29 protein-coding genes and 2 pseudogenes are annotated in these 26,557 nt (G+C 60.3%); 15 read left to right on the forward strand and 16 right to left on the reverse strand.

Annotation, left to right across the window (positions count from 1 at the left end; translation table 11 throughout):
- Window positions 1-13: 13 nt before the first annotated feature.
- The 5 genes from IC762_RS29945 to IC762_RS29965 all read right to left on the reverse strand — a co-directional run bounded on the left by IC762_RS29945 (window position 14) and on the right by IC762_RS29965 (window position 6,623).
- The gene (locus tag IC762_RS29945; protein WP_195785734.1) at window positions 14-1,243 is read right to left on the reverse strand and encodes a c-type cytochrome; all 1,230 of its coding nucleotides are present in this window, start codon (window positions 1,241-1,243) and stop codon (window positions 14-16) included.
- Window positions 1,236-3,014, reverse strand: a complete 1,779-nt coding sequence (locus IC762_RS29950) for a GMC family oxidoreductase (protein ID WP_195785735.1) — start codon at window positions 3,012-3,014, stop codon at window positions 1,236-1,238. Before IC762_RS29950 ends, IC762_RS29945 begins: the two co-directional genes overlap by 8 nt.
- A 9-nt stretch (window positions 3,015-3,023) precedes the next feature.
- Window positions 3,024-3,749 carry a gluconate 2-dehydrogenase subunit 3 family protein gene (locus IC762_RS29955; RefSeq protein WP_195785736.1) on the reverse strand — a complete coding sequence of 242 codons (726 nt, stop codon included), beginning with the start codon at window positions 3,747-3,749 and terminating at the stop codon, window positions 3,024-3,026.
- A 90-nt stretch (window positions 3,750-3,839) separates the two neighbouring features.
- Window positions 3,840-4,238, reverse strand: a complete 399-nt coding sequence (locus tag IC762_RS29960) for a PPC domain-containing DNA-binding protein (RefSeq protein ID WP_349629732.1) — start codon at window positions 4,236-4,238, stop codon at window positions 3,840-3,842.
- Window positions 4,239-4,301: 63 nt separating this feature from the next.
- Window positions 4,302-6,623 (reverse strand): FdhF/YdeP family oxidoreductase, encoded by a 2,322-nt coding sequence (locus IC762_RS29965; RefSeq protein WP_195785737.1) that lies wholly within the window; start codon window positions 6,621-6,623, stop codon window positions 4,302-4,304.
- A gap of 117 nt (window positions 6,624-6,740) precedes the next feature.
- Between IC762_RS29965 and fdhD the strand changes: the two genes are divergently transcribed.
- Entirely contained in the window at window positions 6,741-7,568 is an 828-nt protein-coding gene (fdhD, locus tag IC762_RS29970; protein WP_246801312.1) for a formate dehydrogenase accessory sulfurtransferase FdhD, read from the forward strand.
- Between the two features lie 484 nt (window positions 7,569-8,052).
- On the opposite strand, the gene eda is transcribed toward fdhD, so the two are convergent.
- Window positions 8,053-8,691, reverse strand: a complete 639-nt coding sequence (eda, locus tag IC762_RS29975; protein WP_195785738.1) for a bifunctional 4-hydroxy-2-oxoglutarate aldolase/2-dehydro-3-deoxy-phosphogluconate aldolase — start codon at window positions 8,689-8,691, stop codon at window positions 8,053-8,055.
- A 399-nt stretch (window positions 8,692-9,090) separates the two neighbouring features.
- Between eda and ligD the strand changes: the two genes are divergently transcribed.
- Window positions 9,091-10,011, forward strand: coding sequence for a non-homologous end-joining DNA ligase (gene ligD / locus IC762_RS29980; protein ID WP_195785739.1), 921 nt, complete (start codon window positions 9,091-9,093; stop codon window positions 10,009-10,011).
- A 370-nt stretch (window positions 10,012-10,381) separates the two neighbouring features.
- On the forward strand, window positions 10,382-10,744 hold the full coding sequence (locus tag IC762_RS29985) for a PRC-barrel domain-containing protein (RefSeq protein ID WP_195785740.1): 363 nt from the start codon (window positions 10,382-10,384) through the stop codon (window positions 10,742-10,744).
- A 554-nt stretch (window positions 10,745-11,298) separates the two neighbouring features.
- Here IC762_RS29985 and IC762_RS29990 read toward each other — a convergent pair.
- The 3 genes from IC762_RS29990 to IC762_RS30000 form a co-directional block, all read right to left on the reverse strand.
- A complete protein-coding gene (locus IC762_RS29990) occupies window positions 11,299-12,018 on the reverse strand; it encodes an outer membrane protein (protein ID WP_195785741.1) in 720 nt (239 codons plus the stop codon).
- Window positions 12,019-12,944: 926 nt separating this feature from the next.
- Entirely contained in the window at window positions 12,945-13,109 is a 165-nt protein-coding gene (locus IC762_RS29995) for a hypothetical protein (protein WP_195785742.1), read from the reverse strand.
- Window positions 13,110-13,150: 41 nt separating this feature from the next.
- Window positions 13,151-13,375 (reverse strand): hypothetical protein, encoded by a 225-nt coding sequence (locus IC762_RS30000; RefSeq protein ID WP_195785743.1) that lies wholly within the window; start codon window positions 13,373-13,375, stop codon window positions 13,151-13,153.
- 328 nt (window positions 13,376-13,703) lie between these two features.
- Between IC762_RS30000 and hspD the strand changes: the two genes are divergently transcribed.
- Both hspD and IC762_RS30010 read left to right on the forward strand, forming a co-directional pair.
- Complete coding sequence (gene hspD / locus IC762_RS30005; RefSeq protein WP_195790350.1) at window positions 13,704-14,162, forward strand: small heat shock protein HspD; 459 nt, start codon at window positions 13,704-13,706, stop codon at window positions 14,160-14,162.
- A 74-nt stretch (window positions 14,163-14,236) separates the two neighbouring features.
- Complete coding sequence (locus IC762_RS30010; RefSeq protein ID WP_195785744.1) at window positions 14,237-14,560, forward strand: hypothetical protein; 324 nt, start codon at window positions 14,237-14,239, stop codon at window positions 14,558-14,560.
- 286 nt (window positions 14,561-14,846) lie between these two features.
- Here IC762_RS30010 and IC762_RS30015 read toward each other — a convergent pair whose 3' ends face one another.
- Together IC762_RS30015 and IC762_RS35450 are read right to left on the reverse strand one after the other, a co-directional pair.
- On the reverse strand, window positions 14,847-15,170 hold the full coding sequence (locus IC762_RS30015) for an HAD hydrolase-like protein (protein ID WP_246801313.1): 324 nt from the start codon (window positions 15,168-15,170) through the stop codon (window positions 14,847-14,849).
- 726 nt (window positions 15,171-15,896) lie between these two features.
- Entirely contained in the window at window positions 15,897-16,271 is a 375-nt protein-coding gene (locus tag IC762_RS35450) for a hypothetical protein (protein WP_246801314.1), read from the reverse strand.
- 398 nt (window positions 16,272-16,669) lie between these two features.
- Here IC762_RS35450 and IC762_RS35845 point away from each other — a divergent pair.
- Both IC762_RS35845 and IC762_RS35460 read left to right on the forward strand, forming a co-directional pair.
- A pseudogene (locus IC762_RS35845) lies at window positions 16,670-17,238 on the forward strand (alpha/beta fold hydrolase); the annotation flags it as partial.
- A gap of 31 nt (window positions 17,239-17,269) precedes the next feature.
- Window positions 17,270-17,737 (forward strand): hypothetical protein, encoded by a 468-nt coding sequence (locus IC762_RS35460; protein ID WP_246801315.1) that lies wholly within the window; start codon window positions 17,270-17,272, stop codon window positions 17,735-17,737.
- 12 nt (window positions 17,738-17,749) lie between these two features.
- On the opposite strand, the gene IC762_RS30035 is transcribed toward IC762_RS35460, so the two are convergent.
- Together IC762_RS30035 and IC762_RS30040 are read right to left on the reverse strand one after the other, a co-directional pair.
- Complete coding sequence (locus IC762_RS30035; protein ID WP_195785746.1) at window positions 17,750-17,983, reverse strand: hypothetical protein; 234 nt, start codon at window positions 17,981-17,983, stop codon at window positions 17,750-17,752.
- A 42-nt stretch (window positions 17,984-18,025) separates the two neighbouring features.
- Window positions 18,026-18,229: a hypothetical protein gene (locus tag IC762_RS30040; RefSeq protein WP_195785747.1), complete on the reverse strand. Its 204-nt coding sequence runs from the start codon at window positions 18,227-18,229 to the stop codon at window positions 18,026-18,028.
- 1,019 nt (window positions 18,230-19,248) lie between these two features.
- Here IC762_RS30040 and IC762_RS30045 point away from each other — a divergent pair.
- The 3 genes from IC762_RS30045 (at window position 19,249) to IC762_RS30055 (ending at window position 20,605) form a co-directional block, all read left to right on the forward strand.
- The gene (locus IC762_RS30045) at window positions 19,249-19,704 is read left to right on the forward strand and encodes an Hsp20 family protein (protein WP_195785748.1); all 456 of its coding nucleotides are present in this window, start codon (window positions 19,249-19,251) and stop codon (window positions 19,702-19,704) included.
- Between the two features lie 413 nt (window positions 19,705-20,117).
- Window positions 20,118-20,435, forward strand: a complete 318-nt coding sequence (locus IC762_RS30050; RefSeq protein WP_349629733.1) for a hypothetical protein — start codon at window positions 20,118-20,120, stop codon at window positions 20,433-20,435.
- A complete protein-coding gene (locus tag IC762_RS30055) occupies window positions 20,432-20,605 on the forward strand; it encodes a hypothetical protein (protein ID WP_195785749.1) in 174 nt (57 codons plus the stop codon). The genes IC762_RS30050 and IC762_RS30055 overlap by 4 nt, the downstream gene beginning before the upstream one ends.
- An 854-nt stretch (window positions 20,606-21,459) precedes the next feature.
- Here IC762_RS30055 and IC762_RS30060 read toward each other — a convergent pair.
- The 3 genes and pseudogenes from IC762_RS30060 to IC762_RS30070 form a co-directional block, all read right to left on the reverse strand.
- Window positions 21,460-22,380, reverse strand: a pseudogene (locus IC762_RS30060) (DUF892 family protein); the annotation flags it as partial.
- 180 nt (window positions 22,381-22,560) lie between these two features.
- A complete protein-coding gene (locus IC762_RS30065) occupies window positions 22,561-23,055 on the reverse strand; it encodes a ferritin-like domain-containing protein (RefSeq protein WP_195785750.1) in 495 nt (164 codons plus the stop codon).
- A gap of 692 nt (window positions 23,056-23,747) precedes the next feature.
- Window positions 23,748-24,464 carry a Crp/Fnr family transcriptional regulator gene (locus IC762_RS30070; RefSeq protein WP_195785751.1) on the reverse strand — a complete coding sequence of 239 codons (717 nt, stop codon included), beginning with the start codon at window positions 24,462-24,464 and terminating at the stop codon, window positions 23,748-23,750.
- Window positions 24,465-24,549: 85 nt separating this feature from the next.
- On the opposite strand from IC762_RS30070, the gene IC762_RS30075 reads away from it, so the two are divergent.
- The 5 genes from IC762_RS30075 to IC762_RS30085 all read left to right on the forward strand — a co-directional run bounded on the left by IC762_RS30075 (window position 24,550) and on the right by IC762_RS30085 (window position 26,459).
- On the forward strand, window positions 24,550-24,801 hold the full coding sequence (locus IC762_RS30075) for a DUF6894 family protein (RefSeq protein ID WP_246801317.1): 252 nt from the start codon (window positions 24,550-24,552) through the stop codon (window positions 24,799-24,801).
- Window positions 24,802-25,241: 440 nt separating this feature from the next.
- Complete coding sequence (locus IC762_RS35720; RefSeq protein WP_349629759.1) at window positions 25,242-25,505, forward strand: hypothetical protein; 264 nt, start codon at window positions 25,242-25,244, stop codon at window positions 25,503-25,505.
- Complete coding sequence (locus IC762_RS35725) at window positions 25,402-25,689, forward strand: hypothetical protein (protein WP_349629734.1); 288 nt, start codon at window positions 25,402-25,404, stop codon at window positions 25,687-25,689. The genes IC762_RS35720 and IC762_RS35725 overlap by 104 nt, the downstream gene beginning before the upstream one ends.
- A gap of 27 nt (window positions 25,690-25,716) precedes the next feature.
- On the forward strand, window positions 25,717-26,043 hold the full coding sequence (locus IC762_RS35730) for a hypothetical protein (RefSeq protein ID WP_349629735.1): 327 nt from the start codon (window positions 25,717-25,719) through the stop codon (window positions 26,041-26,043).
- A gap of 260 nt (window positions 26,044-26,303) precedes the next feature.
- Window positions 26,304-26,459 (forward strand): hypothetical protein, encoded by a 156-nt coding sequence (locus tag IC762_RS30085; RefSeq protein WP_195785752.1) that lies wholly within the window; start codon window positions 26,304-26,306, stop codon window positions 26,457-26,459.
- Window positions 26,460-26,557: the final 98 nt, after the last annotated feature.

Here is a 26,557-nt window from a genome sequence, read left to right on the forward strand (position 1 = left end):
TTCAGTTCGTCCTTCAGTTCGTCCTGGCGTCGAGCGCCGCGCGCTCTTTCCTGGCCTCGTCCTCACTGACCGGTGGGGCCTTGCCCCAGTGGTTGCGGACGTAAGTCGCAACCGCCGCAACCTGCGCATCGTTCAATTGCCAGCCGAACGCGGGCATGGCGGGGCCAGTCGGCTCCTTGTCGGTCGCGACGCTCTGCGCGCCCTGGAAGATCACGCGCAGCACCGTCGTAGGGTCGCCCGTGTTAACGGTCGCCGCGTGTGCGAGGTTCGGGATGAGATCGGGAACGCCTGATCCATCCGACTTGTGACAGGCCGAGCAGAGGTCCTGATAGATCGCACCGCCCGCGGCCATCACATGCGCGTCCGCCGAGCTGTCCGCTGCGGGCTTCGGCCCCGAAACGTCTTTCAGATAGGTCGCCATCGCCTTGATGTCGTCCTCGCTGAGCTTCGACGTCGAGAGCTCGACAACTTCGCCCATCAGGCCAGCCGCTGCCGCAAACCGGTTGTGGCCGGTCTTGAGATATTGCGCGAGATCGTCGGCCGACCAGTCCGCAAGCGGTCCCTGCCCGCTGGTGATATCAGGCGCGACCCATCCCTGGAGCGTGTAGCCCTGCAGCTTTTTGTCGGACTTGTCGCCGCCCAACACCGTCTTCGGCGTATGGCAGGCGCCGCAGTGACCGGGGCCTTCGACGAGATAGGCGCCGCGATTCCACTGCTTCGACTTGTCCTGCTGCTCCAAGAACTGGCCCGGTCTGAAATAGAGCCTGTCCCAGACCGTCATCGCCATGCGCTGGTTCAGCGGGAACGGCAGCCTGTTAGCGGCCACCGGATTATGAACCGGTTCGACCGTCGACAGATAAGCGCGAATGTCCTTGATGTCCTCTTGCGTCATACGCGCGAAGTAAGGAAACGGCATGGCCGGATAGAGCCGCTTGCCGTCGCGGCGCATACCTTTCCGCACGGCCGCGTCAAACTCCTCGTCGCTCCAGGCGCCGATCCCGGTCTCCTGATCCGGCGTGATGTTGGGCGCGACCAGCACGCCGAACGGCGTTTCAATGGGGCGGCCGCCGCTAAGGGGATGATCGCTACCCGGGACCGTATGGCAGCTGCCGCAATCGGCCGCAACAGCCAGATAGCGTCCGCGCTCGACGGCGGCGAAATCCTGCACGCCCGCCCCCATAGCGCCGCAAATTCCGGAAGCGAGCGCGAGCGCAGCGAGAGCGAGTTGTGCAACTCTACGCATTGATCAGCTGCCCAGGTTTCTTGAGATATTGGGCGCGGATCGCATCGGCCGCCCAATAGGCGAGCGCAGCGACAGTACCGGTCGGGTTGTAGCCGGCGTTCTGCGGAAACGCGCTGGCGCCAAGTACGAACAGGTTTGGCACGTCCCAACTCTGGAGGTAGCGGTTCAGCGCGCTCGTGTTGGGATCCACTCCCATGATCGCGCCGCCGCACAGATGCGTGGTCTGGTATTTGGTGATGTCGTAGGGCGCCTTGCGATACTCCTTGTGGACCTGCTTTGCGCCCATCGCCTGAAATATCTCGGCGAGCTTGTCGGTCAGGAATGTGTTCTGCTTGATCTCGTTGTCGTGGAAATCCATGGTGATCCGCACCAGCGGCCGGTTGAAGCGGTCCTTGTAGGTGGGGTCAAGATCGACATAAACGTCGCGGTAGCTGTACATGCTGCCGTGGACGCCGGTCCCGGGCTTGATGGCGCTCTGATAGTTCTCCTTGACGGCCTTCTTCCACGCCGCGCCCCAAAGCGGCGTGCCCGGCGGCACCGGCGTGGTTTCGATCGGCCGGCCATTGGTTTGCACATTCCCCATGTAACCGCCGCCGACGAAGCCGTGCGGACCGTGATCGAAATTGTCGCCGTTGAATTCGTCGATGCACATTCCGATCGCGCCTGACGCGATGAAGGGATTGAAGACAAATTTCACCGGATCGAAGAAGCTGACGACGTCGGAGATGGTCTGGTGGGTGAAGTTGCGGCCGATCACGCCGGTATTGGCCGCCGGGTCATAGGCCTTGCCGATACCCGACAGCAGGAGGAGCTGGACGTTGAAGATCGTGTAGGCCGAGAGCACGACGAGGTCGGCCGGCTGCTCCCATTCGTCGCCCGCGCTGTCGACAAAGGTCACGCCGGCGGCGCGCTTGCCGGAGCCGTCGACATTAATCCGCGTGACCTCGCTGTTGTCACGGGCCATGAAGTTGGGCTTGCGGATCAGTGCCGGCAGGATCGTGGTCTGCGGCGAGGCCTTTGAATAGTTGCCGCAGCCGAACCACTCGCAGAAGCCGCAATAGGTGCAGGGCCCGAGGCGAACACCGAGGGGATTTTGGTACGGTCGCGACATGTTGCCGGAGGGCTGCGGGAACGGCTTGTAGCCGAGCTCGCGCGCCGCCTTGCCGAACAGCGTGTGACCGAACGGCTGCTCCTGCGGCGGATTGGGATAGGCGCGCGAACGCGGTCCCTCGAACTGGTTGCCGCCGTCCATGATTTTGCCCTTGATGTTGCCGGCCTGGCCGGACGTGCCGCAGAGATATTCGAACCGGTCGTAATGCGGCTCGAGCTCGTCATAGGTCACGCCCCAATCCTGGATGGTCATGTCGTCGGGCAGAAAACCGGCGCCATAGCGCTCGGTCAGATGCGTCTTCAAGACGAAGTCCGAGGGCAGGAAGCGCCAGGTCTCGGCATTCCAGTGCACCCCTCCTCCGCCGACGCCGTTCGGCGGCATGAAGGCGCCCCAGCTTCGGATCGGTAGCGCTGCCTCGCTCATCTTGTTGCGGAAAGTGAAAGTGGTCTGGCCCGGCCTCAGGAACAGCTCGTGCCTGATGCGGTAGCGCAATTCGTCAGCCGCATAGCCCGGCGGGTAGTCGGTTGCGGTATTGCGCCACGGGCCACGCTCAATTGCGATGACGTCGAGCCCGGCGTCGGCGAGCTCATGGGCCATGATCGAGCCGGTCCAGCCGAGCCCGATGATGATGACGTCCTTCCGCGGGAGCTTACGGGCCATGTGTGACGCTCACGATTTTGCCGGGGTCCAGTCCGCGCGCCCCGCGATGCTGACGGGCGGATGCGGATAACGTTCGTTGTGACGACCGACCCAATCGCGATAATCGTAGCGAATGCCCGGAAAGCCGATCATCTTCCAGCCGACCATGTCGATATTGCCGCCGTGAATGGGATCGGCAAAGAAGCCTTCGGGTACGTCCTTCAGCAGCGCCGAGAAGAATCCGAGGGCATCGACCCCATCGAACTTGACCTCGCCTGACTCAATTTTCCGCAACACATCATCCTGCGCGGTAGCATCGAGCTCCGCGAAGGATTTTCCGCCCTGGGTCGATTTGCAGTGCTTGTCGAGCGCGGCCAGCGCCTTGCGATAAAGCTCGGCATGGGTCATCGCCGATTGCGGCCCCTGCTCTTTGCTCCCTCTGGTGTATGGCCCTAGCATGTAGAGGCCCTGGTTCGAGCCGTAGGGCCCTTTGAGCTGACGATCGATGAAGACCGCGCAGCCGGCGATCTTGCCGCCGGGCGTCTCCGGATCGGGCGGGATGATGCGATCGACGATCGCTTCCAACGCGCGGGCTTCATCGAGGGTGAAGAACTGCCAGGGACCTGGGCGCACCATCTCTGGCGGCGAGTTCGGATGGGGCGCCCACGGCACGTGATTGCGGATCACCGTCGCGCGCGTGAGGGATGTCGTCCCGACAAACCAGGCCGCGAGTGTCAAAAAGGTTCTGCGCTGCATGGAACATCCATCAGGCCCGTGTCGCCAACGTGAGCCGAATTTGGAGGTTCCTATGCGCAGGTTAGCCTTTGGTAGGAGCGCATCTCCACGCTAGATGCTGAGCAGCGCGATACCGAGCTCCAGCCGCTTCTTGCGGCGCAGATGAACCACGGTCTCCGTGATCGTCACTTCCAGCGTCGGCTGGACCGATCCCGACAACAGATGGCCGCCGCGCAGCGTGCCGTCCTGCAAGCCGAGCACGGCGTGAAGATGCAGGTTGGCGTTGCCTTCGTCGCCTTGCGCAACATCGCCGAGCAGGCTCAGCACCTCGCATTGCTCGTTCACCTCGATCGGCTTGTAGGTCTTGGCCGCGAAGTCGAACCAACCGAAATTCGCATGCGCGAAGGCGCCGATCGCCGCGACCGAGGCGCCCGTGATGTTCTCCCGATTGGCAAATTCGGTGATGGATTTGAGGGCCTCCTCGCCCTGTTCCAAAATCAGGACAAACACGCGCTCGGCGCCGTCATTGATCGTCTACGATTTCATCCGACATTCCTACTGCTATGAGGTCTGTTACGCCGCCGAGATCGGCACCTCGCCGCCCTCGATGATCTCGGGCGGGACGTCCTTGAACAGCCGCACCGGCACCGACTTCGCCGCCGGCACCTTGCTGCCTTCGGCATAGTGCCAGAGGGGGATCAGCCCGTTGCATTCGGGGTAGTAGCCGGCGATGCTCCGGCGCGGGATATCATAGGGCACGACCTGAAGCTCGCTCAAGCTGCGCTCGACACCATCATTGGCCTCGGTCACCAGCGTGACCGTGTCTCCCGACTTCAGCCCGTCCGCCTCCATGTCAACCGGATTCATCAGCACGACGTAGCGGCTGCCCTGGATGCCGCGGAAGCGATCATCCTCGGTGTAGATCGTGGTGTTGAACTGCCCGTCGGCGCGCATGGTCATCAGCTCATACACGCCGTCACTCTCCTGCGGCGGAGCGAAGGCCGCCTCGGGCACGGTGAAATTGGCCTTGCCGTTCGGCGTCTTCCATTTGCGCTCGCGCGCCGCCAGCGGCCGCGGAAAGCCGCCGGGCTCGAACATGCGCTTGTTGAAGTCCTTGAACTGATCGGGATAGGTCTGCTCAATGGCATCCCTGACGCGCGAATAGTCCGCGATCCAGCCGTCCCAATCGACCTTGGAGTTCGCCTTGAGGGTAGCCTTGGCGAGACCGGCGATGATCGCGGGCTCAGACAAGGCATGTTCAGCGACCGGCTTGCGCTGACCGCGCGAGCCATGAATGCAAGCGGTGGAATCCTCCATCGATACGGCCTGCGAGCCGCTGGCCTGCTCGTCGATCTCGATGCGGCCGAGACATGGCAGGAGGTAGGTGACTTCGCCCGGAACGATGTGGCTGCGATTGAGTTTCGTTGCGATCTGCACCGACAGACGCAGGCCCGACCAGGCCGGCTCCATCAGCGAGCGCTCGGGGATTGCGCGCACGAAATTGCCGCCGAGACTGACGAAGCCGCGAACGTCGCCCTTCAAAATGCCTTGGCAGGCGTCCACGGTGGAGAGACCGTCCCACCGCGGCGGCTCGAATCCGTAGAGGTCAGCAAGCTTGTCGAGCGGCACCAGCTTCGTCTTCTCGGAGATGCCGACCGTGCGCTGACCTTGGACGTTGGAATGCCCGCGGATCGGCGAGATGCCGGCGCCCGGCTTGCCGATATTGCCGCGCAGCAGCAGCAGATTGACAATCATCTTGGCGGTCTCGACGCCGTGCTTGTGCTGGGTGACGCCCATCCCATAATTGGCGATCACGGCGTTGGCAGCCATATAGACGTTGGCGGCATCGATCGTCGCGGCGCGCGTGAGACCGGAGGCTCGCTCGATTGCGTCCCAGTCTTGCGCGCGGCAGAACGCGGCAAACTCGTCGAAGCCCGACGTATGCTGCGCGATAAAGTCGACGTCCACGATGCGCGGCGATCCGTTCGCTCGTGCCAGATCATCCGATTCGATCACACATTTGCAGATGCCGACAATCGCCGCAGCGTCGCCGCCGACGCGGACCTGATGATATTGCGTGCTGATGCGCGTGCCGCCCGCGATCATCTGCAGCGGGTTTTGCGGATTGACGAAGCGCTCGAGGCCCCGCTCCCGGAGCGGATTGAAGGTCACGATGGGCACGCCGCGCTGGGCTGCCTCCTGGAGCGGATGCAGCATCCGCGGTGCATTGGTCGTGGTGTTATGACCGAAGAAGAAAATGCAGTCGGTGTCGGCGAAATCCTTCAGCTGCACCGTGCCGACGGGAACTCCGATGACCTGAGGCAACGCCACGGAGGTCGTCTCGTGGCACATGTTGGAGCTGTCGGGGAAATTGTTCGTTCCATACATCCGGCCGAACAGCTGGTACATGTAGCTGGCCTCGAGCGAGGCGCGGCCGGACGTGTACATGATGACCGAACGGGGATCGAGCCTATTGAGTTCGCTGCCGATCTCGCGGAACGTCTCGCTCCAGTCGACCGCCACGTATTTGTCACTGACCGGATCATAGCGCATTGGATGGGTCAACCGGCCCTGCTCCTCCAATTGATGATCGGACCAGCACCGCAGCTCGGTGAGCGTATGCTGAGCGAAAAACTCCGGCGTGACCGTCTTGCCGGTTATCTCCCAGGCGGTCGCCTTGGCGCCGTTCTCGCAGAATTCGAACGGATGCGGATTTGCCGGCTTGGCCCAGGAGCAGCTCACGCACATGTAACCGCCGGGCTTGTTCTGCTTCAGCAGAATTTCGCTACCGAGGATCGCGACCTCTTCCTGCGTGAGAATGTGAACGACGGCGTTGAGCGAGCCCCAACCACCGGCGGGAGCATCATAATTTTCGACTTTGGCTTTCTGCCGCATGGCGGGCCCTTCAGCTACAAGCCCCGATCGGAAAACGGAAGGCGGCATCGCTGGTTCCTACGCATTCGGAACATTGCGCGCGCTGGCGCGTCGATATTTCGTCGCAGGACGAACATCATGCACGGCTTCCGCTCCACCAGACACGATCGCATTCCGACGCCGACAGCGTCGATCAGGATGCCTCGGCTGACCTCGCACGGGACGCAGGACCAGCGCGTCGTGGCCGAGGAGTGTCCCGTGGCGCTCGTGTTCGACGGCACGACGATGGCTGTTCTCATGGCCACCCCGTCCGATCTCACCGACCTCGCTCTCGGCTTCTGCCTGACCGAAGGATTGGTCGAGGACGCCGGCGAGATCGAGGAAGTGTCGGTCGTTCCTGGTGCCGACGGCATCGAGCTACGAACCTGGCTGCGGCCACGCGCCGGACGCCTGCTGAAGGATCGGCGCCGGCGACTGGTTGGTCCGACCGGCTGCGGCTTGTGCGGCATCGAGAGCCTCGCCGAAGCCAATCGGATGAAGCGCACCGTTGTGCGGCGGATCAGTCTCACCCCGGATCAGATCCGCATCTCGATCGAGCGCCTCGGCGCGGCGCAAATCCTCAACCATGCGACGCGCGCGACGCACGCCGCCGGCTTCTTTCGGCCCGGCCAGGATGACATGATCCTGCGTGAGGATGTCGGACGCCACAATGCGCTCGACAAGCTCGCCGGCGCGCTGGCCTCGCAAGGAGTGTTGGGCCACACCGGCGCCGTCGCCCTCACGAGCAGAATCTCGGTCGAGCTGGTGCAGAAGGCGGCCGCGATCGGCGTCGGCATCGTCGTCGCCGTCTCCGCGCCGACCGCGCTCGCGATTCGCACCGCCGAGGCCAGCGGACTGACGTTGATCGGCATCGCACGCGGCAGCGACTTCGAGATCTTCAGTCATCCCGCCGGCGTTTGCCGTTGAGCGAAGGAGACGGCCTCAGCAAAAGGCGGACTTACGCCACGACCATCCCAAGCATGCGACGGCTGCTATCGGGTGTTTGCCTTTATGTCACTGATAGTCGCACTAGGGATTGGCCGAGCTCGGTTCCAGGTCGGATCGTGAGGCGCCGCAGCCCATTCATCCTGCCTCTCGCAAGATTTTCCTTGATCTCTCCGTGCACACGTCGCACACACGGCGCTACCTAACTAACTGAAAAACCTGAACTCTCGCTCCAATCCATCATGGGCAAGTTTGAGCTATTTTCAGCAATCAACGTCCAACGAGATCATGTTGGGCACGAGTGCCCCCCTGTGTGAATAGCGCGGCTCGACCGGCCCCCGTCATCGAGGGAATTTGCAACGGGCGACCGCCAGCGATGAGGGTCCTCGGCTATCCCCGACGTGCACAGCTCTCGCATTGGTCGAACCAAATGCTCAGTCTTGCCGCTTTGAAAGCGCCGCAGCTCTCACCGCTTCAGCACTCGCGATCCTAATCTCGTTCCAATTTCGCTCGGCGACGAGCGCGCGGGGAGCCATATACATGGCTCCCACCGCAAATACATTTGGCTGGCTGAGATATCGTTGGAGTTCGTATCCGAGATGCCGCCGGTTGGGCAGAAGCTCACATCCGGGAAAAGTGGGAATAAGTGCTGGAGCCAACGAATGCCACCATTGAGGTCGCTGGGAATGAACTTCAACTCTTGAAATCCAGACTGGCGCGCTTGGAGCACTTCAGTCGGGGTCGTCGCTCCGGGAAGGAATGGCAAGCGCACGCGCTCCGCCGCCTCGGCTAAGTGGTGAGAAAGCGCAGGGCTCACCAAGAACTGGGCACCCGCCTCTCTCGCCTCCGGAAACTGGCTCGGCTTCGTGAGAGTCCCCGCTCCGACGAGCGCCTTCTTTGCCTTGCGGCTCATCGTCTCTATGACTTTAAGGGCGGCCGGCGTACGTAAGGTCACCTCGATCAAACCGATACCGCCAGCCTCGAGAGCTTCGAGAAGAGGCACCGCATCATCGGAATTCTCGACGTACAAAATAGAGATCATCCGAGAGCGACCGCCGAAACGGTCGTTCAGCGTTGATGAAGCATCGCCGCGATCAAGCTGCATGAGACAGTCCCTGCTATGTAGAAGGCCCTCTTCTCTCCGCCGAACTGAATCCACTTGGCGCCGTCGGCAAAGCGGATCGTCAATCCAAGCCCTTCATAGAATCTGGCTAACGATTCCCGGCTCCAGGGCGGTAAGATAGACGTGCTTGAGCTTCATCTCTGGCTTCCAATTTCCGGGCACAGAATCTGTCGTGTCTCTTCTCGCGCCACGATTGTTCCATGATACTTGCGCAGTCCGCTCGGCATTAACGTTCGAAGTCTTCAACGCGCGCATTGCCATCGCATGTGAAATTCAGCGCCGTTGTGACCTTCAGCTCACCGACGTTCCTTCTCATTTGCAGGCCTTCAATCGGCACGTTGGCCGCGGTCGCCGCCAGCTGAGCTTACGATTGGTCAAGCGATGCCTTTCCAGCGCAAGAAGCCGCTCGCGATCGGCAACAAGGCGCTGTTCTCCGGCTTCATTGCTCCGGCATTGGCTTCGCCGATCGAGAAAGTGCCGGGTGAAACGCGTTGGCTGCACGAAATCAAGTTCGACGGATATCGCGTCCAGGTTCATCTCGCCAACGAGACCGTTTCCGTTTTCACGCGGCGCGGCAACGACTGGACCAAGCGCTTCAAAAAGATCGCCGACGATGCCTGGCAGATCTCGGCGGCATCCGCGATCATCGACGGTGAAATCGTTGTGCCCGGCCCTGACGGTACGACCGACTTTTCTATCCTGCAAAACGAATTGAAAGGCACGTCAAAGCGCATTGTGCTCGTCGCGTTCGACCTGCTTTATCTCAACGGCCGCGACGTTCGTAAGCTGCCGCTTTTCGACCGCAAGGCTGCGTTGAAGAAGATGGTCGACGGCACAAATATTCAGTTCAGCGAGAGCTTCGAAGCAGACGGACCGGACACGTTCGCGCATGCGTGCAAAATTGGCTTGGAAGGCGTTGTGTCAAAGGTGCGCGACAGCGCCTATCCAGCTGGGCGCAGCCGGGACTGGGTCAAGAAGACCTGTGCGCAACGAGAGACGTTAGCCATCGCGGGCTTCGCACTGAAAGACGGCAAGTGGGACGGCATCTATGTGGGCCGGCGCAAAGGCGCCGACTTGATCTATGCGGGCAAGGTCGACCATGGATTTGAGAAGGCTTCCGCCGCGCATCTTCAAACACTGCTGAAGCCGTTGATCCGGAGAACGCAGCCCTACACAGAGCGCATCGCCCATAAGGCGATTTGGGTCGAACCAGAAGTGTTGGCCGAAATCGAGTACCGCGCGAAATCTGGCGATGGTAAAGTCCGCCACCCGTTTTCCCGTGGCGTGCGAGACGACCTATGACGGCGCCGCGAACCGTTCGCCGGCGTTAAAAAAGGGACGGCGCCGACCATCAATCAAAAGCGAACTGGAATGAACGGAATATTCGTTGTGTCATCTCGCCTTCGATCCCTTTGGCATGATCGTGCCAATCCGCGGTCGTCGTTGTTTCGCACGGCGGCGGATCACCCCTTTTCACCGCGTCGGCATCAGCCGCTATCGCCCGATGAACGGCGTCGCGTATTATCTGCAGGGCTTTGTCAATCGTGTCCGGAGCTGACGACAACTTCCCAGCGCTTTTCTACGCTTGATTGTGCGACATTGAAGCCCATCGGTCATAGGAACGTTCCATCGTCACGACGATTGCTTCTAAAATAACCAAGGGAGGACCACCATGGCTTTAGAGGCAAACGAGGCCGGCAACCTGATCGGTAGCGACAAGGTTGAAGGCACCGCCGTCTACGGAGCGGACAGCAAGAAAATCGGCAGTATTGAACGAGTGATGATCGACAAGACAAGCGGCAAGGTGTCCTACGCCGTGCTCAGTTTTGGCGGCTTCCTCGGCATCGGCGACGATCACTATCCGCTGCCGTGGCAATCGCTGAAGTATGACACCAACCTTGGCGGCTACGTCGCAGGCATCACGGAGAGCCAGCTTCAAGGCGCCCCGAAATATCGCGACGACGCCGGTTGGAATTGGAATGACCCGGCGGCCGGCCGATCGGTCAACGACTACTACGGCATTCCTTACGGTTAAGCGGCGGCGACGACGATCGCCGATTATCGTCAGCTCGATCATTGGCCATGCCGGCCACCGCCCGGCGTGGCCGTGGTCTGTATTTCCGCCCAAAATGTCAGTTCCGATTTGCGTATACTTTGCATGTCCCAGCTGTGGAATGGTCTATGTCGCGACTCAAGATCGCGGCATTGCGCCGCTCCGCCGCACTGGCCTTTTTAAATGCGAAGGCTGCGGGAAGACGGTCCATCACTGGGCTGGGCTTTATGATTTCTCTGATTGGATGGCTGTAAACTTGAGAGCCGATTGAAGTTCATTGGTTTCCCCTTAACTGCTGTCCAAATGCCGTCGCGATCGCCATCCGGACGCGACCCGGGCTGCTTGACCACCTGCCCGCTGCGAGGATGCATCGTTTGATGGGCCACGCGTAGAACAGAGGCCAGGCGTGCGGTGAACTCGGATTGGTACGATAGCTCTGTGGGCGGCGACAGAAACAAAGGGGTTTTTGTCGATAAGCGTCCCAAAGTTAGCCCCGACAAGCGGGACTAAAGTTGCTGGAACGGTAACGCGATGGATCAATATCTTGCGACCACCGGACCGCCGAAGTGATAGTTGATGCCACCCTTAATGGTGTGGATGCTTGCGCCAATGTCGACGCCAGGCGGAATGACACCAGCTCCGTAATTCTCCTTGCCGAAGTCGGCGTACATGTACTCGGCCTTCGCCGACCAGTTCGGGGCGAACATCCACTCAACGCCCCCGCCAACCGTCCAGCCCGAATGAATGTGGCTTTCGGAAGCAGTAATTCCGAAAGCAGTTGCCGAGAGTTTGTTGTCGGCCCATGCATAGCCGCCCTTGGCGTACAGCAGCGTGGCACCAGCCGCGTAGCCGAGGCGACCGGTGACGCTACCAAACGCGTCGATCTTGTCGGTGCCGGTCACGCCGAGGACAGTGGTCGAATACTTGATGTCTGAGCCGGCTGCATCGACTTCAATGCCGAAAACGAACGGGCTTCCGCCACTCTGCCAGTTGTAGCCGATCGTAGCGCCGCCGAAGCCGCCGTTCAGATCGCTGGTGCTGATCGAGGCCGACCCGAAGCCCGCAACGCTCGCGCGAACACGATCAGACCAACCGTAGCCACCAAACCCGCCGATGTAGAAACCCGACCAATTGGTACCCGGATCGATGACCGGCGGCGGTGCCTTGGTGTAGGGGCGAGCGGCCAAATCCGCGGCATCCGCATTAGCGAAGCCAAAGACAGCCAGAGCGGTCGTCGCAAAGAATAATTTCTTCATCGCCAGAATCCTCTTCATCGCAGAAAATAAAACTATGCCATCGGATTCGCGAGGCAGCTGTAGCATGCAAGCAACAGTTGACCGGGATAGGCGCAGGATGAAAAGGCGGGCCGAGCACCATGCGCGTTGCGCGGCATAGACGTGCAGGGCATGGACGAGATTCGAGGCGGTAGGGGCTAAGCGTGGGCGCCGCATCGACAGCCCGTCACCGACGGTGACTGCTGAGAAGAGAAGGCGGTTTCTCGCTGCTAGCCCGCCTGGCGCGATTGCGCGATTGGTTGCGGCGCCTGCAGGTTGGGTGCCTTCAACCACTGGCTCATCTGCGCGGCGGTCTCAGCTGCCGAGCCCATTTTAACAGCATTTCTTTCTCGGTACCGGGCGGCATTGCCTTTGCTCGGCCACGAAACTCTTTAGCCCGCTCTTCGAGTCGCTCTTCGAGCGTCTTGACCTGCTTAACTCGCCGTCGTCTTTGGACCATGCGAACCTCCCTCGCTGTCCTGCCAAAGCGACGATTTCAAATCGAAAAGAAGGAAAAAGTTCCGATTCTGAGGAGGCATTTTTCGTCACCCGCTCGGCCAGAACCGAGTCAATGCGGGCCGGAACATTTTGGCTTGCGTGCAGTTCAAAGGCGGTGCCGCGGTCTATTGCCCTCGAGGCATACGGTTTCCAATGCGGCCTCAGGTCCCCTCGGAACCGGGTCGCTGGGGCGACTCCGGATCTCCACCCCAAGGCCCCGGAGTCGCCCTTTACGCTTATTGGTCGCTTCGAGTGACGAAGATCTGACCGCATTCACACTGGAATGTCAGAAGATATCCGCTTGATCCGGTCTTGACCCTTCTCTTTGCCTACAAGCTTCATGTTTCGCGAACAGGATGGACACGCAAGCGCGCTCATCTCCCACTGCCGATCTTCCTGGTCGCGCGCGGTCAACGTGCATTGCCCATCGATTCGGGGTGCAGCTCGCGTTTTTTAGCCTGAAGGTCGGCCGGGAAATTTGTGATGGCGTTCAACGCGCGCTGATCCGCAATCCCCCCCGGAAGCTGCGTGTAGTGAGCAATCTTCTTATCCAGTTCAGTGCACAGCTCGCACATGCTACCCGCTCCAGCCCGCCCGCAGAAGCAATTAACACATGTTACTCCTTGTTCCTGTCGTCTTCCTGAAGCAGGGAGCTGGATCGATCCTTCAACAGGCGGTTGATAAGCATTTCAGCGCGGCGCTTCGCGAGCTCTGGCAATCTAGTCCGCACCGTAGCATGTCGAATCTCGCCATCGATCGAGATGGTGATTTCGAACTTGTCGTCATAGCCGGCGCGGGTCACGGTGAACGTGACGCCCCGGTAACCATAGGTTTCTGGCATGCGCGCGCAGTAGCAACCTGCGCACGCCCGTTGTACCGGGCTGATACGGGCTACGGTCCTATTCTAGGAGCACGTCCATGCGTGGGGCGTAGATCGCGTCTTACAACGAGAGCAGCGGATCTCATCGGGACGCTGCGAGACATGACCGGGATGGTATGAGGCCCGGTCGAAATTTTTTGCGTCCCCCCTTGAAACCAAAACCGGTTTTGCTAATTTTTTTGGCGTCACCTGAGGGTGACGACCGAGGCGCCCTCCGGGGCCTCGGATTGAGACGGGCACCGGTCGTGTCCGGTGCCTCATACCATCTTGCTCTTTGGAGGATTTGGCTATGCGCACTTATGACTTCTCGCCCCTGTTCCGGTCGACGATCGGCTTTGATCGTCTGTTCGACCTCGCCGAGACGGCTCAACGGGCTGCCGAGGAAAGCTATCCCCCCTACAACATCGAACGGCTGGCCGAAGATCGTTACCAGATCACGCTGGCTGTGGCGGGCTTCTCGCCCGACGAGGTTTCGATCACGGCCGAGCAGAACGTCGTCACGATCGAAGGCGGCAAGACCGAGAAGACCGAGCGGGAATTCCTGTATCGGGGCATCTCGACCCGACATTTCAAGCGTCAGTTCAACTTGGCGGACTACGTCCAGGTCAAGGGCGCGGCCTTCGACAACGGGCTGCTGAAGATCGAACTGGTCCGAGAAATCCCGGAGGCCATGAAGCCGCGGCGCATCGCCATCGCCGGCGCATCGGCTTCTGGCAACGTCCACCAGATCGAGGCCAAGGCGGCCTGATCCATTGCTCTCCGACAATGCCGCGCGTCTTCCGACGCGCGGCTACTGGCTTCGTCTAAAGAATGGAGGACACTATGCGGCCGACGACCGCTTCCAAAGACAACGTGATCGACTTCAACGCGCTCCTGCATCCCGGGACGGTGTTCGAACATCCCAGGGACGTGCTGGCGCACCCTTCGCTCTCGACCTCCGAGAAACGCGCTATCCTGGCATCTTGGGCGTCCGACGCATCGGCCATCGCCTCCTGCCCGTCATTGAGGGCGCCAGTGGGGCTAAAGGCGCCGGTCACCATCGACGAGATCCTGGAAGCGCTGTGCGAGCTTGATGGTGGTCCACGCAATCCCCCAGGTGGCCGACCGAACCGTCTCTGCTCGACATCTCGGGTCCTGGCTGCCTGAGGAGGAGAGTTCGATGACGCAGATGGGATTGCCCCAAGACGTGCTGAACCGCATCGAACGTCGATGGATGGCCAAGTTCGCGCAAACTCCCCAAGCCCGGCCTCGCGCAACCCGTTGCGACGATCCACTGCGGTCGCCGCAAGTCCGTCGACTTCTGGATGGATCTTTAAAGCCTCCGAAGTGTGATAGAGCCATCGAGTCCGACTGCGCCTGAAGGTCGGGCGCCTGCCGATCACCAGCACCTCCGGATAGCCCCGCGTTCCGGAGGTCGCACCCTAGTGTCGGTCTACTTGGTGAGCCGAGAGTCGTGATATCGAGCAAAAAGCGTTGCCGGCCCGGGATAGACTCGGAAGCATCCAGGATACCGCAGTGAGTTTTCCGTGAATCCACCACAACGCACGCCGATTGTCGCGATTTTCGCCTTTCCAGCCGCGATGGCATCGTAAGGCGTGTCGCCGATCGCGACCGCGTCTGAAGCTTCGATCCCGAGCCTTTTCAGCGCAACATCGAAGACGTTCGGCGCGAGCTTGGATTTTTCCACGTCGTCGAGCCGGAAGGTACAAATCAAGACCGCAGACGCCGCCACCGACGCCCACGTGGTGCGCTGCAATTTTTGCAGCTTTTTAGGAAACTAGCTCCGACAAGGGTGTTGTGCGCTTGCGACTACCTCAAGGAGGCGCTCATGAAAACATACGTTCTAGTGCTCGCGGCGACCGTCATTACATCGGCTCCAGCGGTGGTTCAGTCAGCAATCGCTCAAAACCAGCAAAGTGAAGCCGATAAGGGCCTCGGGTCCGATAACCATAATCAAAGCGTCCAACAACAGGATCCTTCGAACGTTCAAGGCATGCCGGGAAATAAAAGTGGGCCACCTGTAAAGCGCCGATGATTGTAGCGGGTGTCTGTACCGGCCAGAAGTTGGACTGGAATCGTCGACCAGCCGTAAGAACTAGGCGGCCCGGCCGCGTCCCCGACGTCGCGAAGGCGAGATTTTGTTTGAACCATTCACTCACCGATCAGACCGACGTGAGCTGGGGGATTTCAGGGCCCCGTAGTTAAGCCAGCGTCGCGCGACGAACATACTCCGTCTCCGCGACGCTGTTGCTTTTTAAATGTTCAACCATAAGGTTGATTACAAGCAGTTGGCGGCTAGCCCTGATCCCCGGCCCGCCGACTGGGGAGACCCCGCTCAGGCGGGGCTTTCTACTCTGTTCGCCTGGCGACTGTGGCGTGCTCTTGGCAGTGTCCTCGCCAACTTTTGCGCACACTCTCTCGTCGGCCGCTCCCGCCCTCTTTTGCCGTGCCGATGATTCGCAATATGGGACAAAGCCGCAGATTAGGATCGTTTCTCGGGCGCTGCAATTGAGGGGGCCAACTTTCTCTTAAGCAAGTTTCTGCGATGGAATCCAGCCGCGCTGATGTCATCACGTATCCGATCACTGACAGAACGCACCGAGCGTTTCTTCCGCCACGCACCGCGTTCCTTTTCTGGAACTGGCCCACCTCGCGCGACGATCAGAAGATTGTTCCGGTCATCGATATACACGTCGAACATCATCAAGAGCCTCCCCGACCGAACATAGTGGGAGCCGAAAGGTGGATGGTGATGCAAACGCAACAACTGCAGGAATAGCAAAGTCAGGCCGGTTAATAGCGCCCGATCTTTCGTATGGCCTACTGCGCCGCGCTCCGCGGCACCCAGATGGTTCATCAATTCTCGTTTGGCGGATCCCGCCGGCCTCGAGCCCACCGGCTTGCAAGCGCGCCACCCAACCCGCCAAAATGATAGCCCGCGTACAAGCCGGACAAGGCCGTGACATGAGAGTCCTGATAGCGGTCGCAACGACCGAACAACGCCGTAGCTGCCAAGCGCGACCCGTTGGCTTTCCCTACGCACCGCTCTCGATAGTCCGCGCCCTGCCTGATGCCGTTCAACGCATTGTCCGGTCACCTACGCGCCAACATCACACCGATTAAGAATCGCGACCATCAGAGATTGGGTTGGAGCTTCGCGCGGGTGGCCCTGGAGAGGTGGTCGAGCCAAGTCGGCATTGTGTCATTGTCGACGAGTTCGCCCGATAAGGCCCCAAGCGTTACAGCGGCTTCCGATTGTGGCGGCTTCGCCACGACATCGTCGGTCGTCATCCCAACTACTACCGAGAGGCCGGTCCGGCAAACGCGCCCGTGATCCTGCCGCTGCATGGCTTCCCGAGTTCGGGCCACATGCATCGCGACCTGATCCCCTTGCTCGCCGACCGTTACCGTGTGATCGCACCTGATCTGCCGGCTTCAGGGAAACCAAGGCACCGTCGCAGGGCAGTTCAATTACAGCCTCGACGCGCTCGCGAACGCCGCCGAGGGCGTTGTCGACGCGATCAGGCTAACGCGCTACGCCATATATATCTTCGACTACGGGGCGCCAACCGGATTGCGTCTGGCGCTGGCCCGCCCCGAACGCATTACCGCGATCATCTCGCAGAACGGGAATGCGTATGTCGAGGGTCTGCGAGGGCTGGAACTACTGGAAGGACCCGTCGCACGCCAACCGCGATGCGTTGCGGGACTTCCTCAAGCCCGAGGCGGTGCGCGACCAGTATGTCCATGGTGCGCCCAATCCGACACTCGTCTCGCTCGACGGGTCGAACCTCGATTCCTTCTTCCTCGCCGTCCCGAGAGCGCGGCCGGGTTCGATACGTTGATGATGAAGGTATGTTTCTGGCTCATCGTGAGGTTAAGAGCAACATTGACACCAGGACGGCCGAAAAAGCGAACAGCCCAAATATGGCGATCTGCAACAATCGCTCGGCCTTCATTGCGCCCCCTCCGCAAATCGATCCGGCCCCAAAACGCGCAAGGGGCTCAGACAGTTCCAATCTATCAGGAGGCGCTTCCACAATTGATATCAGGATGACTCCGGATCAGCAGGGAAAGACTATGAGCTCGAAGGCGCGAGAATTTATCGACTTCTGGATTGAAAACAGCGTGCACTCCGTCGAACAGTATCGGACTGTCGGCGCGTTGCAGGATGTAGCTGAGCTCAGTCGGCGCCTCGTTGGGGCTGCCAAGGGGCTGGGTATTGCGGAAGCCGACTTGCGGGCCGAGATTGGGGAAATCTCCGGACTACACCGGCTTAAGGCAGCGAACAACGCTGAGCGCGAGCGGCGCAAGCCAGCCTAGGCGCTACGGCGTCTACTTATCCAACCGACGAACATCCCCCGGCTCTAGGCGGAGCTCCTCGAACATTTTTTGTTGCTTGGCCGTCAACGCGATATCCAACACTTCCGCAGTCCAACCTTCCGGCGCGGCGGCGAGGACCAGCGTCAGTGCTTGGCTCGGTTTGGCCAGCGCAATCCAGAGCTGGGTTTGGCTACCGTCCCCCGTCACTTCAACGACGGTGAATCTATTGCCGTAGGACTCTCCCATGATAGCCAATTCGACATCGAAATTTCGGTCTCTATCGGTCGATCAATCCGGTGGCTTGAGGCCGGGGGACCGTAGCCACTCACTCATGTGCGCAGCGGTATCGTTCTGCCGGGCCTTCTTTAGCAGGCTCTCTGTCTCTATGCCCGGGCGAAGATTCTTCGCTTCCTCGCGCAAGCTCTTTGCCTCTTCGGCCAGACGCTCTTCAAGTGTCTGAGTTTGCTTAAAGCGCCGTCCTTTAATTGCCATGCTGCGGGTTCCCTCATCGGTCTCTGCCCAGATGGGAGAATCAAGCGAGAGGGCTTGTTTAGTTCCTAGGCCGATTAAGCCCAGCGGGCCATTTGCTTCCCGGCCGCAGCGAGCCGGCCAATCAGCTACCGGAGCGCCCGCCTCAAGCGGAAACACGCGACCGCCGTCGGCTGGTGGGGGCCGGTCCATAAGAGCGGGACATTCACCCGGATGGCACAGGCTGGAAAAGACCTGTTCGCCTACCCGCCTTGGCGCTCTCGCTCGATTTACGCATCGTAATGATGACCGATCGAGCGTTTACCGCAGCCTCAGATCGGCCGCGCGCTGCTTTTTGCTCGATCCCGCCGCGAGCGCTCAGCGCCACAAATCTTGATCTTCGAGCAGAAATGCCCCCGCGAGCTCCCAAAAGAAGCGGCCCCAGCACCCTTGGAGGTTGATGCTGAGGCCGTCTTCCCGCGCCGCTGAGTCGAAAGGGGCCACCTCACGCAAGTGGCCCCTCACCGGGAAATTGTCCAAAAACGCGTTACGGCATGAAATGCTCGGGCCCCGGCAAGAGTTTGTTTACACTTATCCACAGATCTTGGGGATTCCGTAAGAGCACGGTGTTCCGCAGCGGAACCGACCCACGCGCCGGCTCGCCAACGTCGATGAGTTCAACTTCGTCCCGATCTGCTTCTCCCTCTATCGCCGCGCTGAGCTACAGATCTGGCAGCCTTCTTCCGAACCGGCGTCACCACACAGATAAGGTAGGCTACTAGCCGACCTCAATCTCTGCATCGCCACAATCTAAGGGCGCAGGCCTCCAGTAGGGTCGCGCGGGCTCGCGTTGGGACACAACGACGGAAGGCGGCAATTTTTCGCTCCGGACCCTCTTGACACCAGGATCACGTTTTCTAATTTTTTCTCGTCGCCTCGGCTGTGCCAAGGCGACGTCGGGGCGCCAATCGGGCCCAGGCAAAACGGGCACCGGTCGTGTCCGGTGCCGTTCGTAACCATCTTGCTCCACGGAGGATTTGGCTATGCGCACTTATGACTTCTCACCTCTCTTCCGGTCGACCATCGGCTTCGACCGCCTGTTTGACCTCGCCGAAACGGCTCAGCGAGGCGGTGAAGATAACTACCCGCCCTACAACATCGAGCGTCTTGCCGAAGACCGCTACCAGATTTCGCTGGCGGTCGCGGGATTTGCGCCGGACGAGATTTCGGTGACGGCCGAGCAGAACGTCCTCACCGTCGAGGGCAACAAGGTCGAAAAGGCCGAGCGAGAGTACCTCTACCAGGGCATCTCTACCCGGCGATTCAAACGGCAATTCAGCCTAGCCGATTACGTCCAAGTGAAGGGCGCCGCTTTCGATAATGGTCTTCTCAGCGTCGAGCTCGCCCGTGAGATCCCCGAGGCCATGAAGCCCCGGCGGATCGCGATCAACGCAGCGCCTGCGCGGACGACGCGGCAGCTTGAAAGTGCTGCGGCCTGATCTGCCCACTGGGAGCCGCGTGCGGGACGTCTGTGCGCGGCTCGACAACCATCACGTTCGTCTTTTGAACGGAGGCAACCATGCGGCCGACGACCGCGCATTCCAAAAACGTCTTTGCGTTGCGCCCGACGATGAGGCGCGGAGACGCATTCGAGCATCCCCTTGACGTTCTCAGGGACAACTTTCTCACGACGGCGGAAAAGCGAGCGATCCTAGCCTCCTGGGCGTCGGACGCCGCAGCCGTCACCTCAAACCCCGCTCTGCGTGCTCCGGCGGGTCTGAAACCCCCGGCCACCGTCGACGAAATCCGGGCTGCGTTGCGCGTCCTCGATGAAGGGCCAAAGCATCCACCTGGCGGCAAACCAGCGCGGCTTCGCTCAACCGTTCGTCCTCTTGCGGCATAGGAGGTATCGATGAGTGATTTCAGGCTTCCCAAGCATGTCATGGACAAGGCCGACGCCCGGTGGTGGTCCAAATACAGCGCTGAGGGAAGACAGCTTTCCATCGCTGTTGATCAGCGACTTGAGCAGCTTCGCGCCCATCGCAACAATATCCAGCGCTACCGCCGGCTGCTGACGAACAAACTCTCTGAGCTAGAGCGGCAATTTATCGAGAGACGCCTCGCCGAGGAGACGGATGCTGCGCGGCTTTTGGCTGACAACATTCTGCCGATCAGTCGCCAAACGCCTCAGGTGGTCAACAATATCAGCAGCTCGGGACGGGTACTGTGACGCTGCAGTTCCTCATTCAGGGCAGCGAGAAAGTTATTGGCCATTATCAGCGTCTGCTTGATACGGCAGCGTCGGAAGAGGAACGGGCCCGTTATCGAGATCGCATTGAGGAAGAACAGCACCGGCTGGGTCGACTGCAGCGATCGTCGCAGGCACGACATGCAGCGTGATGCTACTCGCCATCATCGCCTTGCGTGCGGGTTGTATAACCAGCCCGAGCATTGCTACTCGCTTCGGCCCGCCCGCGACTGTTGCCGACCTTCGCCGCCTTCCTGGATGAACGACTTGCCGATCCAAATGATGCAATCCTAGCGGGGAGCAACATGGCTATAGACTCACTATCTCAGACCAAAATGGGCACGGAGGGTTTAGCTCTTTGTATCGCGGGAGTCTTGTGTGAACGCGATCCTTCGCTTCTCCCTGCGTTCCAAGAAAGTATAGACGCGCTTTGTCGTGTCCTTAATGACCGGGGAGATCATGAAGCTGCCGCGATGGTGGGGGCGTTCGGGAGAGCCCTTGTCAATCCGCAATCAAACGTTCCCCTCATGAGCTGAGTGCGCACCCGGGACGAAAAAGATATAGATGCTCGTGTGCTGTTTGATCTCGGCGTTCACGACGCTCGCGAAGCCGCCTCGCCCGCTCAGCGGGCTGCGGCAGCGGGGGCACCAGCGCATCGACCTTTTCGGCCGGCACTGTCTCCATCGCCTGATCAGCCCCGGAGCGCGCTTCCATGGATTCCAGGATGAGGGCCCCTTGGGTGTGATCTGCCAACCCCCTCTTGGCGCTCGACGAGCCCCTCCGAAAAGATGTGAAGGTCCGGCGCGCGCAGCCAACCGCATGGTGTGGTCGCACATAAGACAGGGCCCGAGGCGGCACGACAGTCTTCGAGATAAATGTCTTTCGTTGTGCTGAGGGACGATTGACGCCATCAGCAACTCCTCCGATACGCAGCAAGCCACGGCGACTGACGCAGAAGCAAAGCTGCGGCAGTTACCGTGGCATGGCCGGGATCACCCTCATCTGCTCACTGCCCGGTCTGTTCGATGGCGGCGGGCATCTTGGCGACTGACATCAGGGACCGTGCGACCTGGTTGAGCAATTGGTCGGCGTTTTCTTCTTCCGCCAGCGATTTCGACAGGAGGCTGACGATGGCGCTATGGCGTAGCTGCTGGGCGAGGTTGCGCGCCGTCGTATAGCCGGCAATCTCGTAATGCCCGACCCGCTGCGCCGCACCGATCAGGGCGAGGTCGGCCGCGGCATCTTCCTTCTCTTCGCCTTCGGCCATGACTTCCTGACCCTCTTCGACAAGACCCATCATGCCCTTGCAGGGCTTGGCGCGTGCGGACTTGCCGAGCAGTTCAAAGCATCCATTGATGCGTTCGATCTGGGTTTCGGTCTCGCCGAGATGCTGTTCGAACAGCTTGCGCAACTGGTCGAAACGCGCGGCTTCCGCCATCTTGGGAAGCGCTTTCGTCAACTGTTTCTCGGCGTGCAGAATATCGCGGAGCTCGTCGATGAGCAGATCGCCAAGACCCGCCTCGTCGACCGGCGGTGAGCTCCCGGTGACGATAGTCGACGCGGGACCGGGTTCCCGGGCCTGGAGTGCCGGCGATTCCGTGAAGACCCATTCGCCGCCCTCGTTCCAGGGCCCGCGGGCGTCGATCTCACCATGATCGCCGGTGCCCGTGGAGTCGTTGAAGAACTGATCAACGAGGCCCGGCGTCGGCGCAAGGCGGCCAATGCTGAAGGCCGGCTTGCTCATACTCTCGAGGGCCAGCGAGAATGCCTTCATGTGGGTGATTTCGCGGGTCATGAGGAACTGCAAGGCGTCCTTGGTGCCGGCGTCGTCCGTAAAATTGATCAGGCGTTCGTAGACGATCTTGGCCCGCGCCTCGGCTGCAATGTTGCTTCGCAGGTCAACATCGAGTTCACCATGAACTAGCAGCATTCGCCGTTTTTTGGAGGATAGGTAATGGCCGCGCAGCAGTCAGCGATCCGCGCATATTCGCGGCTTAAGCTTACCTCCGGCGGTGATCGCGTAGAGTTAAAGCGGCTTCGCGAGGATCGCACAAAGCAAAAGGCCCCCGGCTAGCCGGGGACCTCGCCAAGAGAGGTACATTCGTCCTTAGCCGCTCGCGGTCTGATTGACCGCCGGCGCGAGCTTGGAAAGCGCAGCGTCAGTTTTCTTTTCCTCCTCGAGCGTCTGGCTCAAAAGAGCGGCGGCGTCCTTCATTCCCAGCTGGGTTGCCCAGGCGATCAGAGTGCCGTACCGCGCCATCTCGTAATGCTCGACGGCTTGGGCGCCTGCCAGCAGGCCCGCGTCGAGCGCCGACGAGTCCTCGAAGTCTTCCATGACCTCGTCCGCCTCTTCGGTCAGACCGAGGATGGCGGGACAGGTTTTGCCCTTTGCGGGCTTCTTGAGCATCTTGAACACCTGCTGAATGCGGTCCAGCTGACCTTCGGTTTCGGCCAGGTGCTTCTCGAAGGCAGCCTTCAACTCCTCGGAGTTCGCGGCCTTCGCCATCTTCGGCAGTGCGACGAGTATTTTACGCTCCGCGTAATAGATGTCCTTGAGGTTCTCTTCAAACAGGTCTTCCAGGGTCTTTGATTGGCCAGCCATCCTTTGCTCCTTTACAAGGAATAAGCCAAATAACGAGGAGCGATCGTGATGGTTTCTAACGAGGAACCGGCTGAGGCCCTCATCCCGTTACGAATAAACCAGGCCATCATGGCAGTCGATCGGTCGGTGGCAAACGCTAAGAGGTGATATCTGCAGCAACAACAGCTCAACCCACGTGGTCTTGGGTTTTGAGTGACTTACCCAAATTCCTCTTTGGCGAAGTGACGGTGTCGAGCGCCTCCCTAACCTTGCTCGACGTCGTGCGGGTCGAGAAGAAGGTGGCAAAAAGAAGAAGCGAAAAAGCGAGCACGGTAGGAACGGCCTTACCGAGATCCGCATTTGATCCCCGTGGTAGTCATGCGACCACAATGCAGAGGGCCTTAGCACCCCCACTACCCTCTAGGGGAGCTAAGGCCTCGCGTTGCTGAGCGGCGGCTAGCATTTTTCGGCGCGAGATCTAGACATAGTAAAGGTCAAAAATCCCGGCGAACCGGTTTCGGACGGGGAAGTTGCGCAACAAACGCTTAGGAATGAAGACGCGGAGCGCCGCTGACTCGCCTGGAAAACGGTCTGCGAAACAGTCCGACAGCAATTGAGCCACACGGAAGGCTACCGAACACGTCAGCCACAGCGCTCCCCATTTGCCCGCTGAAAATGCGCACTTCGGTGTGGGCGGTCTGTTCGACGAAACTCTATGCTGCGCTGGTATCGTCCTCGAGGTCGTCAAACCCGCCGAGCTCGACGATTTTCTCAATATCCTTTAGCGTGACGACCCTCCGCTTCAGGTCGAGAATCTCTTGCGTTCGGAACGACTGGAGGACCCGATTGACATGGACGACGCTTAGCCCGAGTGCATCGGCCAGCTTTGATTGAGTAATCGGAAAGTCAAACTGCTCGTTGATGACCAATCCCATGGCGGCCAATCGTTGCCGCAATTCCCCAATCAGATACGCCATGCGGCCGGAGGCCGATCGCGTTCCGAGATTCACAATCCATTGGCGGAACAAGGCGGCGTCAACCAGTGTCTCGCGCCAGAGTGCTCGTGCCAGCGCCGGCCGCGTTTCAAGGATGCGTTCAAGCGCATCGTGATTTATGAAACCAACCCGCGCTTCCGAAAGCGTTGTCAGGTCATGATCCATGCGCTTTAGCGGCAGGCCCTGGAGGTCGGGTATGTCGCCAGCGATGTGGAACGACAAGATCTGTCGTTTGCCGTTTTCCGAGACTTTGGAGCGGTAGGCGAAGCCACTCAGCATTACGCAGCACTGGGTGCTGAGGTCTCCTTCGCGAACGATAATGAAATCTTCCGGCAAATCCTTTACGGGAGCCATGATCGACCGCAGAGCCTCGACGTTCTCATCGGGCAGCTCAGAGTGCAGCCGCAGCTTGCGGATCATCATGTCGATAGGCATCTGAGGGTTCCTTGAGAAGGCTCCGGACCGCTACGACCATACGCTTGGAACGAGGGCGGATGTAACCCATTATTCCGCCTGTGCAATGATCCTGGTCAGGCTGCCTGAAATGCCCCGGTATTTTTTTCACATCCAGCATGGGGAACGTCATGCCGACGAGACCGGGGTGGAGCTCCCCGGCAAAGACGCCGCCTGGAAGGAGGCCACCTTCACGGCCGGGCAACTCCTTCGGGACCTCGATGGAGCGTTGAAGCCCGGGCAGGAATGGCGACTGGAAGTGACCGATGAAGCGGCAAACCCGGTCTGCGTACTGCATGTGCTGGCGGAAAGATACTGAACGCCTCGAGCCTGATGGATTGACTCCACGTTCTCTTTTTGTTCTTATAGTGGGAGAATCCGCCCGAATTCATCAAGGCGCTGGCGGAGGTGCGGTCGCTCTGCACGAAGGAAGGCTGGTGCTATTTCCATGTCCAGGCCATCCAGGTCGCCATTGACCAGTATGCTGAAGCAGCGTTGGGCAACCGCGGCTTCTTCCTGAATAGACCGCACAATAACGGCCCGATCAGGAGGGGCGACGTCCCATAGGAACGGGTTCAATTCAAGGCCGTTATCGACAGCGGAAGTACACTGGCTAAACTGCCCGCCGTTGCCCCCTCAACGGCGGGTTTTTGCGAGTTGCGTTTTTGAGGCGTACCAAAATCGAGATGCCGGGGTTCATTAAACCCCAGCTCGCGACCCTGCGGAGCAACCCTCCGTCGGGCCCAGTGGATTCACGAGATCAAATACGACGGCTACCGCGTCCAGCTCCATCTCGACGACGGCAAAGCCAAGGCATTCACTCGCAACGGCCTGAACTGGGTAAAGCGTTTCTCGACCATTGCCGGCGCCTTCGACATCCTCGGCCAGGCCGTCGTCGACGGCGAGGTCGTTGTGGTCCATGAAGGGGACGAACTTCTCCGAACTGCGGGCAGAGCTCGCCAGAGGCGACCAGGATCGTTTGTTGTACTACGCCTTCGATCTTTTGTGGCTCGACGGGCATGATCTGCGCAAAACGCCGCTGATCGAGCGCAAGGCAATGCTGCAGGGCCTGTTCGATACCTACCGGCTCGAACCGCCACTCCTATTCAGCGAGCACATCCCGGGTGACGGGCAGCAGCTCTTCGAGCACGCGGCCAAGCTTAATTACGAGGGCATCATTTCAAAGCGGGCCGACGCTCCGTACTGAGCGGACCGCGGCGAAGCCTGGCTGAAGGTGAAGACGGTCCAGCGCGAGAAATTCCCGGTCGTCGGCTTCGTCAAAGACCCTACTGGCGTCGCCGCGCTACATCTCGGCAAGCTGGACGGCGACAAGCTGCTTTACATGGGAAAAGTCGGCACCGGCTGGTCCCGGACCACCTCGGCGCACATCCGCAGGAAGCTCGATGCCGTGGTCAGCCCGAAGTCCAAGCTGACAAAGCCGACGCGGATGCCGAAGGCCACCTGGGTCGAACCACAGTTCTATGCCGAAGTCGAACACCGCGACATCACGTCTGAGGGCTTACTTCGCGCCAGCTCGTTCAAGGGGCTGTCCCGGAAATAGCCTGGGACTTTCTACCCACGCCCGGGTCTCAGCCTTCGGCTCCAAGCCGTCACAGGATATGCATCGCAGGTCGGTGCGCTGGTCGAGCGACATGACCGCCCTCAGCGGCTTGCCGCAGTGCTGGCATCTGGTCAGGTCCATGGTCGTTCCCCGTTTGCGGCCATAACCGTGTCGAGGAACGAAGTTCCTGCGCGGCGTTGGGGGGTTTTTTAGGAGGATTGGATGGAGACGGTGGTTGAGCGTGTTGTTGGACCTACGGCATGATGGTCACGCTAGCGCCGGAGGAAGAGGAAGAGGTCCGGCAGCTGGTTTTGAAATTCGTCGAAGAGCAGACAGGCGATGACAACACCATCGCCGTCGAGGCCATTAAATTTCTCAGAGGACCGAAGCCCTCCCGAAAGCGCCGGCCGAAGTGATAAATCCTCACTGTCCGATCTGCCACGGCCTGGGCTGGGTGTGCGAGAACCATCCGCACCTGGCGTGGACGAATGAACCGGGTGGTTGCGAGTGCGGC

It is taken from the genome of Bradyrhizobium genosp. L (assembly GCF_015624485.1).
In the GTDB taxonomy this organism is placed as follows: domain Bacteria; phylum Pseudomonadota; class Alphaproteobacteria; order Rhizobiales; family Xanthobacteraceae; genus Bradyrhizobium.

Coding starts and splice junctions, on each gene's coding strand:
- IC762_RS29945 (WP_195785734.1), bottom strand. CDS start 1,243: ATGCGTAGAGTTGCACAACTCGCTCTCGCTGCGCTCGCGCTCGCTTCC.
- IC762_RS29950 (WP_195785735.1), bottom strand. CDS start 3,014: ATGGCCCGTAAGCTCCCGCGGAAGGACGTCATCATCATCGGGCTCGGC.
- IC762_RS29955 (WP_195785736.1), bottom strand. CDS start 3,749: ATGCAGCGCAGAACCTTTTTGACACTCGCGGCCTGGTTTGTCGGGACG.
- IC762_RS29965 (WP_195785737.1), bottom strand. CDS start 6,623: ATGCGGCAGAAAGCCAAAGTCGAAAATTATGATGCTCCCGCCGGTGGT.
- fdhD (WP_246801312.1), top strand. CDS start 6,741: ATGCACGGCTTCCGCTCCACCAGACACGATCGCATTCCGACGCCGACA.
- eda (WP_195785738.1), bottom strand. CDS start 8,691: ATGCAGCTTGATCGCGGCGATGCTTCATCAACGCTGAACGACCGTTTC.
- ligD (WP_195785739.1), top strand. CDS start 9,091: ATGCCTTTCCAGCGCAAGAAGCCGCTCGCGATCGGCAACAAGGCGCTG.
- IC762_RS29985 (WP_195785740.1), top strand. CDS start 10,382: ATGGCTTTAGAGGCAAACGAGGCCGGCAACCTGATCGGTAGCGACAAG.
- IC762_RS29990 (WP_195785741.1), bottom strand. CDS start 12,018: ATGAAGAAATTATTCTTTGCGACGACCGCTCTGGCTGTCTTTGGCTTC.
- IC762_RS29995 (WP_195785742.1), bottom strand. CDS start 13,109: ATGTGCGAGCTGTGCACTGAACTGGATAAGAAGATTGCTCACTACACG.
- IC762_RS30000 (WP_195785743.1), bottom strand. CDS start 13,375: ATGCCAGAAACCTATGGTTACCGGGGCGTCACGTTCACCGTGACCCGC.
- hspD (WP_195790350.1), top strand. CDS start 13,704: ATGCGCACTTATGACTTCTCGCCCCTGTTCCGGTCGACGATCGGCTTT.
- IC762_RS30010 (WP_195785744.1), top strand. CDS start 14,237: ATGCGGCCGACGACCGCTTCCAAAGACAACGTGATCGACTTCAACGCG.
- IC762_RS35450 (WP_246801314.1), bottom strand. CDS start 16,271: ATGAACCATCTGGGTGCCGCGGAGCGCGGCGCAGTAGGCCATACGAAA.
- IC762_RS35460 (WP_246801315.1), top strand. CDS start 17,270: ATGTTTCTGGCTCATCGTGAGGTTAAGAGCAACATTGACACCAGGACG.
- IC762_RS30035 (WP_195785746.1), bottom strand. CDS start 17,983: ATGGGAGAGTCCTACGGCAATAGATTCACCGTCGTTGAAGTGACGGGG.
- IC762_RS30040 (WP_195785747.1), bottom strand. CDS start 18,229: ATGGCAATTAAAGGACGGCGCTTTAAGCAAACTCAGACACTTGAAGAG.
- IC762_RS30045 (WP_195785748.1), top strand. CDS start 19,249: ATGCGCACTTATGACTTCTCACCTCTCTTCCGGTCGACCATCGGCTTC.
- IC762_RS30050 (WP_349629733.1), top strand. CDS start 20,118: ATGAGTGATTTCAGGCTTCCCAAGCATGTCATGGACAAGGCCGACGCC.
- IC762_RS30065 (WP_195785750.1), bottom strand. CDS start 23,055: ATGGCTGGCCAATCAAAGACCCTGGAAGACCTGTTTGAAGAGAACCTC.
- IC762_RS30070 (WP_195785751.1), bottom strand. CDS start 24,464: ATGCCTATCGACATGATGATCCGCAAGCTGCGGCTGCACTCTGAGCTG.
- IC762_RS30075 (WP_246801317.1), top strand. CDS start 24,550: ATGATCCTGGTCAGGCTGCCTGAAATGCCCCGGTATTTTTTTCACATC.
- IC762_RS35725 (WP_349629734.1), top strand. CDS start 25,402: ATGAAGGGGACGAACTTCTCCGAACTGCGGGCAGAGCTCGCCAGAGGC.
- IC762_RS30085 (WP_195785752.1), top strand. CDS start 26,304: ATGATGGTCACGCTAGCGCCGGAGGAAGAGGAAGAGGTCCGGCAGCTG.